This window comes from Borreliella burgdorferi B31 (assembly GCF_000008685.2).
GTDB classification, from domain to species: domain Bacteria; phylum Spirochaetota; class Spirochaetia; order Borreliales; family Borreliaceae; genus Borreliella; species Borreliella burgdorferi.
On the sequence record NC_001318.1, the window covers coordinates 344,937 to 359,206 of the forward strand.

At 28.8% G+C, this 14,270-nt stretch carries 13 protein-coding genes; 4 read left to right on the top strand and 9 right to left on the bottom strand.

Going from position 1 to position 14,270, the window contains the following annotated elements:
- Positions 1 to 126 precede the first annotated feature (126 nt).
- Entirely contained in the window at positions 127 to 1,428 is a 1,302-nt protein-coding gene (eno, locus tag BB_RS01660) for a phosphopyruvate hydratase (protein WP_010889730.1), read from the top strand.
- 66 nt (positions 1,429 to 1,494) lie between these two features.
- On the opposite strand, the gene rpsI is transcribed toward eno, so the two are convergent.
- The 9 genes from rpsI to BB_RS01705 are packed head-to-tail and all read right to left on the bottom strand — an operon-like array spanning position 1,495 to position 10,362.
- A complete protein-coding gene (gene rpsI / locus BB_RS01665) occupies positions 1,495 to 1,905 on the bottom strand; it encodes a 30S ribosomal protein S9 (RefSeq protein WP_002656683.1) in 411 nt (136 codons plus the stop codon).
- Between the two features lie 19 nt (positions 1,906 to 1,924).
- A complete protein-coding gene (gene rplM, locus BB_RS01670) occupies positions 1,925 to 2,365 on the bottom strand; it encodes a 50S ribosomal protein L13 (RefSeq protein WP_002556936.1) in 441 nt (146 codons plus the stop codon).
- A gap of 49 nt (positions 2,366 to 2,414) precedes the next feature.
- The gene (locus tag BB_RS01675) at positions 2,415 to 3,224 is read right to left on the bottom strand and encodes a hypothetical protein (RefSeq protein WP_002664835.1); all 810 of its coding nucleotides are present in this window, start codon (positions 3,222 to 3,224) and stop codon (positions 2,415 to 2,417) included.
- Positions 3,217 to 4,674 (bottom strand): Asp-tRNA(Asn)/Glu-tRNA(Gln) amidotransferase subunit GatB, encoded by a 1,458-nt coding sequence (gene gatB, locus BB_RS01680; protein WP_002657789.1) that lies wholly within the window; start codon positions 4,672 to 4,674, stop codon positions 3,217 to 3,219. The genes BB_RS01675 and gatB overlap by 8 nt, the downstream gene beginning before the upstream one ends.
- Positions 4,664 to 6,109 (bottom strand): Asp-tRNA(Asn)/Glu-tRNA(Gln) amidotransferase subunit GatA, encoded by a 1,446-nt coding sequence (gene gatA, locus BB_RS01685; RefSeq protein ID WP_010889731.1) that lies wholly within the window; start codon positions 6,107 to 6,109, stop codon positions 4,664 to 4,666. The genes gatB and gatA overlap by 11 nt, the downstream gene beginning before the upstream one ends.
- Before the next feature lie 10 nt (positions 6,110 to 6,119).
- The gene (gatC, locus tag BB_RS01690) at positions 6,120 to 6,395 is read right to left on the bottom strand and encodes an Asp-tRNA(Asn)/Glu-tRNA(Gln) amidotransferase subunit GatC (protein WP_002657793.1); all 276 of its coding nucleotides are present in this window, start codon (positions 6,393 to 6,395) and stop codon (positions 6,120 to 6,122) included.
- Between the two features lie 9 nt (positions 6,396 to 6,404).
- Complete coding sequence (locus BB_RS01695) at positions 6,405 to 8,501, bottom strand: ATP-dependent helicase (protein ID WP_010889732.1); 2,097 nt, start codon at positions 8,499 to 8,501, stop codon at positions 6,405 to 6,407.
- Positions 8,502 to 8,503: 2 nt separating this feature from the next.
- Positions 8,504 to 9,700: a BB_0345 family helix-turn-helix protein gene (locus BB_RS01700; RefSeq protein ID WP_002656254.1), complete on the bottom strand. Its 1,197-nt coding sequence runs from the start codon at positions 9,698 to 9,700 to the stop codon at positions 8,504 to 8,506.
- Between the two features lie 11 nt (positions 9,701 to 9,711).
- A complete protein-coding gene (locus BB_RS01705) occupies positions 9,712 to 10,362 on the bottom strand; it encodes a LolA family protein (RefSeq protein WP_002656012.1) in 651 nt (216 codons plus the stop codon).
- Positions 10,363 to 10,554: 192 nt separating this feature from the next.
- Here BB_RS01705 and BB_RS01710 point away from each other — a divergent pair, with 192 nt between their 5' ends.
- From BB_RS01710 to amrB, 3 genes are all read left to right on the top strand, one after another.
- Entirely contained in the window at positions 10,555 to 11,973 is a 1,419-nt protein-coding gene (locus tag BB_RS01710) for an NFACT RNA binding domain-containing protein (protein ID WP_002665247.1), read from the top strand.
- Between the two features lie 97 nt (positions 11,974 to 12,070).
- Positions 12,071 to 13,504: a pyruvate kinase gene (gene pyk, locus BB_RS01715; protein ID WP_002661716.1), complete on the top strand. Its 1,434-nt coding sequence runs from the start codon at positions 12,071 to 12,073 to the stop codon at positions 13,502 to 13,504.
- A gap of 17 nt (positions 13,505 to 13,521) precedes the next feature.
- Complete coding sequence (gene amrB / locus BB_RS01720) at positions 13,522 to 14,262, top strand: AmmeMemoRadiSam system protein B (protein ID WP_002657801.1); 741 nt, start codon at positions 13,522 to 13,524, stop codon at positions 14,260 to 14,262.
- Positions 14,263 to 14,270: the final 8 nt, after the last annotated feature.

Here is a 14,270-nt window from a genome sequence, read left to right on the forward strand (position 1 = left end):
CTTTCTTTCATAGATTATACACAAAGCTCACAATAATAATTCTTTTGGAAAAATACTACACATTTAAACTTTTTAACATTATACTAAAAATATACATTAAAGTAAATAATACGAGGAGTACAAAAAATGGGTTTTCACATTTATGAAATCAAAGCCAGACAAATCATTGATTCTAGAGGGAATCCAACAGTTGAAGCTGATGTCATTTTAGAAGATGGAACTTACGGAAGAGCTGCCGTACCATCAGGTGCATCAACAGGAATTAACGAGGCTGTTGAGCTTAGAGATGGTGATAAGTCTGTATATATGGGAAAAGGGGTTTTAAAGGCAATTGAAAATATAAAAAACATAATTGCCCCAGAACTTGAAGGTATGAGTGCCTTAAATCAGGTTGCAATCGACAGAAAAATGCTTGAACTTGATGGCACCCCTACAAAAGAAAAGCTTGGTGCTAATGCAATTTTAGCAGTTTCAATGGCTACAGCTAAAGCTGCTGCAAAGTACCTTGGACTTAGGCCTTATCAATATCTTGGAGCGTACAAAGCCAACATTTTGCCTACACCTATGTGTAATATTATTAATGGCGGTGCACACTCTGACAACTCTGTTGACTTTCAGGAGTTCATGATAATGCCAATAGGAGCAAAAACATTCAGTGAAGCAATAAGAATGGCAGCAGAGGTTTTTCATACGCTAAAGGGCATTCTAAGTGGCAAAGGGTATGCAACTTCTGTTGGAGATGAAGGGGGATTTGCTCCAAATTTGAAATCAAATGAAGAAGCTTGTGAAGTGATTATAGAGGCAATAAAGAAGGCAGGATATGAACCTGGAAAAGACATTGCAATAGCTCTTGATCCCGCAACATCTGAGCTTTATGATCCAAAAACAAAAAAATACGTACTTAAATGGTCAACAAAAGAAAAACTTACTTCCGAACAAATGGTTGAATATTGGGCAAAGTGGGTAGAAAAATATCCAATCATTTCAATTGAAGATGGAATGGCTGAAGAAGATTGGGATGGATGGAAAAAACTTACAGACAAAATTGGAAACAAAATACAACTTGTTGGAGATGATTTATTTGTAACAAATACCTCGTTTCTTAAAAAAGGAATTGAAATGGGAGTTGCCAATTCAATCCTTATTAAGGTCAATCAAATTGGAACACTAACAGAAACATTTGAGGCTGTAGAAATGGCTAAAAAAGCGGGTTACACAGCAATAGTCTCTCACAGATCGGGAGAAACAGAAGATACAACAATAGCTGATCTTGTAGTAGCTCTTGGAACAGGACAAATCAAAACTGGTTCACTCTCAAGAACAGATAGAATAGCAAAATACAATCAACTCATAAGAATAGAGGAAGAATTGGAAACAACTGCTGAATACCACGGTAAGAGCGTCTTTTATTCTATTAAACAAAAATAAATCAAATCCCTGTAAAAGGGATTTTTTTTAATTAAATAAAAATGTAAAATGTATAAAAAAATAAAATTATCTTTTGGAAAATTGAAAACTTTTTCGTGCTTTTTTCTGCCCAAATTTTTTACGTTCAACCTTCCTTGAATCTCTTGTTAAAAACCCATTAGATCTCAAAATCATCTTATTAGATTCATCAAGTTTAAAAAGAGCTCTTGAAATGCCGTGCCTTATTGCCCCTGATTGACCTGAAATCCCTCCCCCATAAACATTAATATAAAGATCATATTTCCCAAGTGTATTTGTCAAAACCAAAGGCGATAAAGCCATTGTTCTTAAATTTTCAAGTTGTATGTAAGAGTCAAAGTCTCTATTATTTACTTTGATATTGCCACTACCCTCTCTAATGTAAACTCTAGCAACAGAAGATTTCCTCCTACCAGTTCCCATTGATAAATTAACATTGCTAAAATTTGATTTTTTCATTTTACCTCTCTAAATTAGCTTACAGCTTTATAGGATTTTGAGCTTTAAGAGTATGCTCTGAACCAGAAAAGACTTTTAAATTTCTAAAAAGATTACGCCCCAAAGGGCCTTTTGGCAACATACCCTTAATAGCAATTTCAAGAGGAGCACAAGGCTTTCTCTCTGACAATGTTCTAAAAGTGTCAGAATAAAGACCTCCAGGATATCTTGAATGCCTATAATAAAGTTTTTGTTGATATTTTTTCCCCGTCAGCTTAACTTTAGAAGCATTAATAATGATAACATTGTCACCTAAATCTTGATGGGGAGTATAATAAGCTTTATGTTTGCCTCTTAAAATTTTAACAACATCCACAGCAACTTTACCTAAAATTCTATCTGCTGCATCAATTACATACCATTTTTTCTCAACAGTCTTTGGCTTGATCCAAATCGTATCATTATTGGTTATTTTATTCATAATAGCGCTATACCCTTTATAATTTTATGCATAAATCTCATTCATTGTATTATTTGTAAGGATCACTGTCAAGCCCATCAATAAACTTATTTTTAAGAGCAAAACAAAGTTTTTTAAAATTATCTAGATCTCCTTTAGAGAACTTCAGGGGAACAATAGATGGAATACTAAAATTTGGACTAATTAAATACCCAAATTTGAGAAATTCATTAAAAATTTCAGCATGATAACAAGCATCATAAAGAGGAAGCATATACCTATCAGCTATTCTAAATAAAGGTGTGGCAAAAGAATTAAAATCAATATCGATATTTTTCTTATAAAATAAAAGCTTGCTTAATGTATGTCTAGCTAAAGATAAAGTTACAGCATCAAAATTATCTTTAAATTCTATTTTTCTAGAAAGATTATCCATAACAACAATGCTAACAGACATAAAATCAGGCAAAGGAATATTAAAAATCATAGGATATTTAATATTACTAAATCCTACTCTAAACTCATATATTCCTTCTTCTTTTTCCCAGGGCATAAAAAATTTATTTTTACCAGTTAAAGATAATAAAAATTCTTTTGCATCTTTTTCTAGCTTAAAAATATAAACAGACCCAGCCTCTTTAAAAAAAGTAAATACCAAATTGATAAACTGATTTTTAAAAACAGAAGGATAAGGGGATATCAAACCCCTTGACATAGTTTGTTTAAAAAGGCGATTTAAACCTTGAACCCTATAACCTAAAAAATTTCTTCCACCATTTAAATATAAATCCAAATACCTCTTACCATGAATATCGTAAAGATAAAAAAATCTTGCCCTTTTAATCACTGGTAAATTATCTATTAAAGGCAAATCATACATTTGATAAACTTTCTAAAAGAATTTCATTTGCAAGTATAGGATTAATCTTTCCTGAAGATTTTTTCATTATTTGCCCCATCATAAATTTGATAGCATGGTCTTTGCCCTTTTTGTAAAGTTCAATTGATTTAGGATTTTCATCTAAAACTTCAAGCACAATCTGCTTAATAACAAACTTATCACTTACTTGCTCTAATTGATTTTCACTTATAACAACAGAGGCAGAAACTCCTCTAGTCATCATCTCTGAAAATACCCTTTTTGCCATTTTGCCACTTATTTTGCCAGCAACAATAAATTCAACAAGCTCTGTAATATAGCTTGGAAGCAAATTAAATTCAAGAACACTAATTCCTTTATCATTAAGAACGCTTAAAACTTCAGACAATATCCAATTGGCTACTTTTTTGGGATCGCTTGAATTAATAACAGCCTCTTCAAAATATTTAAGCAGATGCTTATCTGCTGTTAAAGTAATAACATCAAAATCACTTAGCCCATATTGGCCCTTAAGCCTAATTCTTGCATGAAATGGAAGTTCAATCAACTTTAAATTTTTAATATTATCAATATAAGAATCATCAATCTCTATTAAAGGCAGGTCGGGTTCTTGAAAATAGCGATAATCAGATACTGTCTCTTTATTTCTTTGAATAACCGTTACTCCGCTCCTATCATCAAATCCTCTAGTGTGCTTACCACAACTATTAAGAGTTTTCTTAAATTGAATCCACTCCTGTTGCTGCCTTAATTCTTCATATTCAATGGCCGCTTTAATAGATTTAAAAGAATTTAAATTCTTTATTTCAGCTATAGGAGTTTTATGTTCAACACCATTCTCTTTAACAATTAAATTAACATTTACATCGCATCTAAAAGAACCATTCTCCATATTACATTCGGACAAATCAAGATACCTAAAAATTTCTCTTAAAGAGCTTAGGAAAGCAACTGCTTCATCTCCACTGTTAATATCTGGAGCAGAAACAATCTCAAGCAAAGGAGCACCCGAGCGATTAAAATCAACATAACTTTGATTTTCACTGTCCAGTAAATGTAGACTCTTGCCAGAATCTTCTTCCATATGAATTCTAATAATGTTAATCTTTTTGGGTCCAGAAGGGGTTTCAATCAATAAGCTTCCCCCCTCACAAATTGGCTTATCATTTTGCGAGATTTGATATCCTTTTGGCAAATCTGGATAATAATAATGCTTTCTATCAAATTTAACAACATTTCTAATCTTTGAATTTGTGGCATGCCCCGCTAAAATTGCACTATTAATAAGCTCTACATTCACACTTGGTAATGAACCTGGCAATCCAAGACAAATTGGACAAACACGAGAGTTGGGAACTCCTCCAAACTCATTTTTACATCCACAAAAAGCCTTTGTTTTTAAACCCAGTTGAACATGAATTTCTAATCCAATAACTAATTTATATTCCATTCAATCCTAATTCCCTAATCACATTTTTTGAAAAACTTAAAAGTTCAAAATCCTTTTTGCTACGCCCAATAATTTGCATCCCAATTGACAATCCTTCCTCATCCTTAGAATATGGAAGCGAAATAGCAGGGGCTCCAATAAGATTTGCAATAACAGTACAAATATCTGAATAATACATTTTAACAGGATCATCAAAATCCAAACCAAGTCTAAAAGGTTTAACAAAGCTTGTTGGGGTAATAATAAAATCACAGCTTTCAAAAAGCTTGTTAAATTTAGGAATAATCAAATTTTGAAGAATTTCACAAGCTTTTGCATAATATTTAGAATCATACCTTTCTGATAACAAATAATTTCCAAGAACAATACGCCTTTTAACTTCTTCTGACAAGAAATTGCTCCTATGTTTAAAATAAAAATCATTAAGACTCAAACCTTCAGAGATTCTCTTGCCGTAACAAAGTCCAGTATAACGAGCAAGATTGGAGGATGCTTCAACAGGAGAAATTATATAATAAATTGATAAAATAAAATTAATCTCTTCTATTGAAACTTCTTTTATATTAATACCCTTTGACAAAAGGTCTAATTTAAACTTTGCAAAACTATTTGCAACATTTTTGTCCATTAGATCTTCGCTAAGCTCTTTGATTACAGCTAAATTTTTACCTTGCAACGACTCAATTTTTAAAGGATAAAAATCATCAAAAATGTCTACACTAGTAGAATCCATTTTATCAGATCCACAAGTATGCTTTAAAATTAAAGCAATATCTTCAATAGAATGAGAAAAAAATCCTATTTGATCAAAAGACGAAGCATAAGATGCAAGCCCATAGCGAGAAAGACCTCCATAAGAAGGTTTAAAACCCAAAATTCCTGAAAAAGATGCGGGCAGCCTAACAGAACCTCCAGTATCACTACCAAGCGAAAAAGGTGCTTGAAAAGCTGCAACTACAGCTGCAGAGCCTCCAGAACTACCACCTATAACATATTCTCTATTTAAAGGATTTAAAGTTGCACCGTAATAAGAAAATTCACAAGTAGAACCCATGGCAAATTCATCCATATTGGTTCTACCAATTAAAATTGCTCCTTTATTCTTAAGCCTTTTAATAACAGTCGCATCATAAGGAGAAATATAACCTTTTAAAATCTCAGAAGCACAAGTTAAAGATTTATCTTGAATTGAAATATTATCTTTGACTGCAATAAGCATACCAATTAAAGGCAAATCTTCTAATTCACAATTTTTTAAACAATCGTCATACCTTTTTGCAATCTCTAAAGAATCATCAAAAAATTCAATATATCCATTGATATCTTTATTTAGCTCATAATTATTTTTATAAGCAAGCAAAATATCATAAATTTTACATTTTCTAGTTAAAACTAATTCTTGAATTTTGGTTAAAGTTAAATTACTTAAGTCCAACACCTTATCCTTACTCCAATATTTTAGGAGATGAAAAATATCCATCTAAAAACGAATTACTAAGTTTTTTAATTGCTTCAATAGAAAGAGAAAATTCTACTTTATCCTCGCGCAACGTAGAAATCTTTTTCTTATTAGCATTAAAATTAATTTGAACCTCAAAATTTGAAATTTTATTAACCAATTTAATAACTTTCTCAAATTTTGAAATAAATTTATCTTCACTCTCTCTACTAAGTGTCACTAAGCTTAATTTTAAGCTATTTTTTAAATGTATATCTTTCAAAATAAACCTCTAAACTTTGACAATTTTTTTAATATACTCAGGACTCAAAATAGCTTTCTTACCATTTCTCAAACTAATTTTAACAAACTGCAAGTTGCTTTGGTACCAGCTATCAACAACTATTCCCTTTTCTCCATTATAAATTATATAATCTCCAATATTAAATCCAATATCCCTTTTGTTATTAATAAAAAAATTATTAAAATTCTCTTTTAAATACTCAGGGATAAAGATAATGTCATAAGAGTTTTTGTCAATATCTTGGAAAAAAACAGAAGGCAAAGTGCCCTTATAAGAACCTCTAAAAGCTCGCCTTAAGTTTAAGGTAACAATAAGCTCTGATTTAGCTCTTGTGATCGCMACATAAAAAAGCCTTCTCTCCTCTTCAAGTCTATCTTCTGTTAATTCTTCAATTTCAGCAGGTAAAAGACCTTTCTCAAGCCCAGAAATCACAACTCTATCAAATTCAAGCCCCTTAACACCGTGAATTGAAGACAAAAGTATATTGGACTTAAAATCTCCAGAAATTAAAGGAGAAAGTGAAGAATTTTCTAAAAATATAGCAAGACCTTCAAACGTGCCTGAATATTCAATTCCACTATTAATAAGTTCATCAATATTTCTTAATTTTTCGTCCTTATCAAATTTTCTATAATAATCTAAAAGACCAAACCTAATTACTACATCCTCAATAAAAGCAGATAAATTAATATAATTATCTTCAAAAAGTTTTTTACCCAGCTCCTCATAAACATTTAAAAATAATAAAAGAGACTCTTTGGCTCTATTTTTAAGCAAACCTAAAGTCTTTTTACTTGCACAAAACAAATTGAAATTAACATCTTTATCGTTTAAAGAACTAATTATTTTGTCTAGAGTAGTTTTTCCAATTCCTCTAGAAGGCTTGTTTATCATTCTCAAGAAAGATATTTTATCTTTCTTGTTTATAAAAAGCCTAAGCAAACAAATAATATCTTTTATTTCCTCTCTATCATAAAATTTAATTGATCCTAAAACCTTGTATGGGATATTCTTCTTTAAAAAAGATGTTTCAAAATGAAAAGATTGAGAATTAAATCTATAAAGTATTGCTGTCTTAATATCATTGGAAATAAGCAAATTAGAAAAATATTCAGCTTCATCTGAAGTGCTTTGAAAAACTAAAAATTTCATCCTTTTATTAGAACTATTTTGAGTTGTTATTTGCTTTTCATATCTATTTTTATTTTTTGAAATAACCTCATTTGCAATGCCCACTATATTTGAATTTGAACGATAATTTTGCACTAAATAAAATTTAATAACATTGTCAAAAGTTTTTTCAAATTCAAGAATATTTTCAATTCTAGCTCCCCTAAAAGAATATATTGACTGATCTTCATCTCCTACGACCATAAAATACATACCATCTAAATAAAGTTCTTTTAAAAATAAAAATTGTGAATAATTTGTATCTTGATATTCATCTACAAAAATAACTTTAAATCTAGATTGAATAGACTCTTTTAAAGATTTAGATTGCCTCAGCATTAAAATAGGCTTAATAATAAGATCTGAGAAATCAAAAGCATTATTTTTAGCTTTCTCTTCCTCATAAATTTTAATATACTCATATTCCTTTTCTGTAAATTGAATAAATTTTTCTAAGAAAAAATTTTCTTTGTCTTTTAAAATCAAAGCTGCAATATGTTTTGCCATTTCAAGATTTGGAGCAAGATCAATTTGTTTAACAAATTTAACAACATCATTAGTATCCCAAATTGTAAAATTTGAATCGTAATTTTCGTTAAAATCCTTATAGTAAACTCTCAAAAGCCAAGACCCAAAAGAATGAAAAGTTTGAATATGAAGTTTTTTGTCAAATTTTAAAAGATCATTTATCCTATCATTCATTTCATTTGCAGCTTTATTGGTAAAAGTTAAAGCTAAAATTTCATTGGGATCTATATTCATATATTTGATTAAATAAACAATTTTTGCAATTATAACTCTTGTTTTACCACTTCCAGGCCCTGCTAAAACAAGCATTGGATTTTTACTTTTACTAAAAACAATTTTTTCTTGAGAAGTATTTAAGCTAGAAAAAAATTTTTTTATTTTATCCATCACTAATAAACTTCAGAAACCTTAAGATCAAACCCTGAGGGGGTCTTTACCCAAAAAAATTGAACAGCAAAAATTTCTTTTCCCTGCTCTTTTAAAAAAGGAGTAATGTCTCTGTCATTAAGAATGATATTAACATCAGAAAGTCTTGAAAAAAATAGTATCAAAGATTTTTCAAAAGCTAAATTAATAGGAATACCTTTGGATGCAAAAAGAGACTTCCCATAAAGATTGTTTTCATCGGCATATCTAAAAAATGTATCATTTAAAAAATCGATTTTCAAATCAACATTTGAAAGTTTTTGAGAAGAATATAGGGTAAGATAATTGCTGCTCGGCAATTTTTCAGTTCCCTTAACATCAAACTGCCAATTTAAAATATTAAATCTATTGTCAATATTAGTTTCAGATACATATTTAACATTTAAAGCAAAAGACTCTAAACTTACATGAGCTATTTTCAACTTATCATAATAATAATTCTCATAAATAATTTTGACTCTAATATTATCATCAAGATTTATCTCTTTAAACTCTCCTAAATTTAAAATATTCTTACTTTTTTTAGACTCATCAACAATAACTAAATCATCGCCAATAAACGATGCTCTATATTTTGCAATATCATCACTATACGTTAAAGATAAAAAATCTCCCTCTTTAAGAGAAACGTTCCAAAAATTCTTTTTATCAAAAGACACTTCATGAATATTTGAAATTATCTTTTCATCCTGACTAAGATTGAAAAATTTTTTAAAATAGCCTTCCACTTCTCTAAAATAGAGAAACACAAATAATAAAAGAACACCAACAATGCCTAAAAAGACTTTAAAAATACTTAAAGATTCTAAACTAAAAAAAAATATTTTTTTTTCTGAAACTTTATTGTCGCTTAAAAATCCTAAATTTGAAATTTTATCTTCAGATTTAATCCCAATATAACTATTATTAAGTCTACTTTTATAATCCTTAAAAAGTGTTGATATCAATCTAGAATCAATGTCTAAATATTCGCTATAAGTTCTTAAAAATCCAACAGCCAAAACTTCGTTTGGGAAAATTTCAATATTAGATTCTTCAAGAGCCTTAAGATACTTAATAGAAATTTTAATATCCTCAGCTACCATTTCAAGAGTCAAATTTTTACTATCTCTAACTTTTCTCAAATAACTCCCAAATTTAATAAAATCATTTTCTTTCATAGATTTAAACCTTAATTTTTTTTAATATCATATAAAAAATTATCTACCTTATTTGAAGATTTTGGAGGATCATATTTAAATTTGCTATCAAGAATTCCAACATTAAACTTCACAGCAGTCAAATCAATAACTATTTCGCGCCCACCACTAGTAGGAAAAGCAGTAATTCTTCTAATTATTCCATCCGGAGCAAAAGCAATAATAAAAGAATTAATAGTAGCAGCCCCCTTGTAAAGCTTTCTAGAAAAGGTTAATTTAATATATTTTCCAGGCTCAGATGAATCGAGATCTTCTAAATTTGGAGAATTGGTATAAGATACGCTATACTCACTATTTAAAACTTTCATAAGACCTCCCCCACTACTACCCTTTAATAATTGCTGATTAAAAGAAGTCCCAAGAGATGGAACATAAACTGTCAAAAATTCACCATCACTTACAAAAACTTGATTATTTGAATCTAAATTGATAATAAACTTGTCTGGAAACTTATAAAGCAAAACACCTGTTTGCTTTAACCCCTTTAAAGTAAAATTAATTGTTGCTTGCATGTCCTCTATATTTTGATATTTAGCATAAATTCCTTCAAAATATTGATTTGCAGATATTTGAGAAAACACAACAACAGGATACAAAACTAATAAAAGTATTGTTTTTATCATTCTATGAACTCTTATTATTAAGCTTAAGCTATTAACAAAACTACATTTAAACTATTTATTGTCAATAAACTTTATTTCCATAATACTACATATCATGGAAATAAACTATTATTAATAGTACTAGTTTAATACATAAAATAAAAATTTAAAGCTTAGATATAAACACCTTGAAAGAATTAGGATTTGATAAAAATGTCTTTGAATTACACTGAAATAAATACTTTGATTAAAGAAATTCCTTTCACAAACTCTTTAATAACAAAAATAATACAACCGGATTACAAAAGTTTGGTTTTAGAGATTTACAATAAAATTGACAATAAAAAATTTAAAATACTAATCTGCTTAAATCCAAACACTACAAGATTCCATATAACAAAAAAAAATTTCAAAAAGAATGCTTTAAAATTAAGATTTTCTGACTTCTTAAAATCAAAAATTCAAAATGGAAAAATTATAAAAGCTTTCCAAATGAAAAATGAAAGAATCATTTCTCTTGAGATTTTGCAAAAAGATATGATTATCTTATTTATTAAATTGTGGCCATCCTCGCCCAATATAATAGCTACAAATTCAAACTTTAAAATACTAGATGCATATTACAGAAGGCCAAAAATAAAAGAAACAACAGGTGAAATCTTTTTAAAAGCTAAAGAAATACATGAAAGCAATAAAATGTCTGATAAAAAAATTATGGAACTAAAGGAAGAATATAATAATACCAGCTATACATCTTATTCTGAATTTCTTGAAAATTACTACGAATCGCTTAATGATCAAATTAAAAAAACCAATATAAAAGAATTGCTTATTGAAAAATATAAAAAAGAGTTAATTGTTTTAGAAAAAAGAATAGACTCTTTAAAACAACAAATTAAACTGCTTGAAAACATTGAAAACGAAAAGGAAAAAGGCGAATTGATTTTATTAAATATTAACAAAATACAAAAAGGGATTAAAGAAATAAACCTCTTAAATTATAAAGAAGAAAAAATTAAAATATCCTTAAACCAATCATTATCACCAAAAGAAAATGCCTTGCAATATTTTAAAGCATATAAAAAGGGCAAAAATTCTTTCAAAACCATACAAAATCAATTAAAAGATAATCTAGATAAATTTAATTTAATTCAATCAAAAATAACAATGTTAAAAGTCGAAAATTTAATTCCGGAAGAAGAATATAATCAAGAAAAAACTGCTATTAAAGAAAAAGAAAAAACGCCAAAAATAGGCTTGCATTTTACCTATTGTGGATTTGAAATTCTTATTGGAAGAAACGCAAAAGAAAACGATAAACTTTTAAGACATTGCGTTAAAGGAAATGACTATTGGCTTCATACAAGAGATTATCCTGGAGCTTATGTTTTTATTAAAAATCAAAAAAATAAAACTCCTAGCCTTGATGTCCTTTTAGGTGCTGGTAATTTATGCGTATTTTACACAAAATTAGCAAAAAAATCGGGAAAAGCCGATCTTTACTACACTCAAGTTAAAAATTTAAGAAGAGTTAAAAATAAAAAGCTGGGCCTTGTAATTCCAAAAGCAGAAAAAAATTTACATATTAAGCTAGATGAAAATCTAATAAAAAAAATAAAAAATCAAACCTAAACACTGCTTATAGCAAAGTAAAGTTTTGAATTTTTTACAAAATATTGTTATTCAATGACAAAAAGCATAAAATTTATAAAAGTGGAGGAAGAACTTTATGATTTCAAAGTTAACAAAAATTGTAGCAACAATATCTGATCTTAGATGCGAACCAGAACATATAAAAGATTTACACGATGCAGGGGTAAATGTTATAAGACTAAATACTGCTCATCAATCACACGAAGATACAATAAAAGTAATAGACAATGTTAGAAAAATTTCAAATAAAATAGCTTTAATGATTGATACAAAAGGACCAGAAGTTAGAACAGCAAATATTGAAAATCCTATTATTGTAAAAACTGGAGACAAGGTAATCATTTCAACCTCGCCTATTAATGAGCCTAATAACTTTCAAACCAATTATGATGGATTTGTTAAAGAAGTACCCCAAGGATCTAAAGTGCTAATTGATGACGGTGAACTTGAAATGACTGTTGTTGCCAAATTGCCTGACAGATTAATTTGTGAAATTAAAAATGACGGCCAAATTAAAAATAAAAAATCAATCAATACCCCCGGAATTTCTCTTAAGCTACAATCAGTAACCGAAAAAGACAAAGGATTTATTGAGCTTGCAGCAAAATATAATGTTGATTTTATTGCCCATTCGTTTGTAAGACATTCCAAAGACGTTCAAGATGTTCAAGAAATTTTAACTGCCTCTGGAAATCCTGATGTAAAAATTATATCCAAAATCGAAAATCAAGAGGGAATTGACAACATTGAAGAAATTGCAAAAGCTTCTTACGGAATAATGGTTGCAAGGGGAGACATGGGAGTTGAAATTCCTGCAGAAGATGTACCCATTGCTCAACTTAAAATAACACAAACCTGTATAAAGTATGGAATACCCGTGATTACAGCAACTCAAATGCTTCATACAATGATTGAAAATCCAAGACCTACTAGAGCAGAAGTGTCTGACATCGCTAACGCTATTTTAAACGGCACAGACGCAATTATGTTATCCGGAGAAACCGCCTACGGGAAATATCCAATTGAAGCTGTAAAAATGATGACAAGCATTGCTAAAAAAGTTGAAAAACACAGAAAAATGACCTTATATAAGGATGAACTTTTTTACGATAAAAGTATCACAAGAAACTATATTATCAAATGTGCAATTGATGCCACAAAACTTATGGACATAAAAGCAATTATTGTAGATTCTCTAAAAGGCAAAACCGCAAGAATAATGGCAACCTACAGAGCAAGTGTTCCATTATTCATTACAACAAATAGCGAAAGACTAGCAAGAGAATTAGCATTATCTTACGGGGTTTATTCTAATCTTGTAGACAATAATTTCAAAAGAACTACCGAATTTGTAGTAACTTCTCTTAAAATGTTAAAAGAACAAGGTGTTGTTAATGACAAAGATACTGTAATAATTATTTCTGGAAATCCAAATAGAAATATTGAAAAAGGAACAGAATTTATGGAAATAAACACAGTAGAAGATGCAATCAAAGGACGAAATATATAAAGCAAGCTAGAAACTCCTTGGTTGAAAACATATTTTATTCAGATAATACAAACGACTTGTCATTTAAGTTGGAAGAAAAAAAAACTCACAAAGCCCTCCTAACAAGTTATGGGAGCTATGAGTTTTTTTTAAAAAATGAATGCTTGTTTAAAAAAATAATATCAAATCAAACTAATAATGTATTTATAATCTCTGAGGCCAAAAGCAATTTTTTAATTAATATATCCAATCACAATGTGTGGAAAATTTTTAATAAAAATATTAAAGTAAACCTAAAGATATTAAAATTATTAAAAACCTTAAATTTTATTAATATAGACGATAAATTAATCGAAAATGATCATAAAATTGAAATTACATTGAATTTTATTAGCAACATAAAGGAAAACATAAAAATAATTCCAATAATTTTTGGAAAAACTTGCAATAAACATTTACTAAAATTTTGCGAGTTTTTAAAACCTTTTATAAACAGAGAAGAAAATTCATTTATTTTTCTATCTTGCTTTATTTCAAAATCTACAAATATAAAAAAAGCCTTAAAGTTTGAAGAAAATTTAAAGCATATCCTTCTTGAAAAAAAATTGCCTAATCTTAACCTAATACTAGAAAACTATAAATCAAAAAAAATATTTCCGGAAAATATAAATGCAATCATGACCATTTCAAGCCTTTTTAAACATTTCGAATTTACAGACTCAAAAATAACATTTAACTCCCCAGAATACTTGATATCAAACAGTATTCTAATAAGATAAAATTATCA

What these genes read in the sequence shown, in the direction of transcription:
- eno (WP_010889730.1), top strand. Translation starts at nt 127, where the DNA reads ATGGGTTTTCACATTTATGAAATCAAAGCCAGACAAATCATTGATTCT.
- rpsI (WP_002656683.1), bottom strand. Translation starts at nt 1,905, where the DNA reads ATGAAAAAATCAAATTTTAGCAATGTTAATTTATCAATGGGAACTGGT.
- rplM (WP_002556936.1), bottom strand. Translation starts at nt 2,365, where the DNA reads ATGAATAAAATAACCAATAATGATACGATTTGGATCAAGCCAAAGACT.
- BB_RS01675 (WP_002664835.1), bottom strand. Translation starts at nt 3,224, where the DNA reads ATGTATGATTTGCCTTTAATAGATAATTTACCAGTGATTAAAAGGGCA.
- gatB (WP_002657789.1), bottom strand. Translation starts at nt 4,674, where the DNA reads ATGGAATATAAATTAGTTATTGGATTAGAAATTCATGTTCAACTGGGT.
- BB_RS01700 (WP_002656254.1), bottom strand. Translation starts at nt 9,700, where the DNA reads ATGAAAGAAAATGATTTTATTAAATTTGGGAGTTATTTGAGAAAAGTT.
- BB_RS01705 (WP_002656012.1), bottom strand. Translation starts at nt 10,362, where the DNA reads ATGATAAAAACAATACTTTTATTAGTTTTGTATCCTGTTGTTGTGTTT.
- BB_RS01710 (WP_002665247.1), top strand. Translation starts at nt 10,555, where the DNA reads ATGTCTTTGAATTACACTGAAATAAATACTTTGATTAAAGAAATTCCT.
- pyk (WP_002661716.1), top strand. Translation starts at nt 12,071, where the DNA reads ATGATTTCAAAGTTAACAAAAATTGTAGCAACAATATCTGATCTTAGA.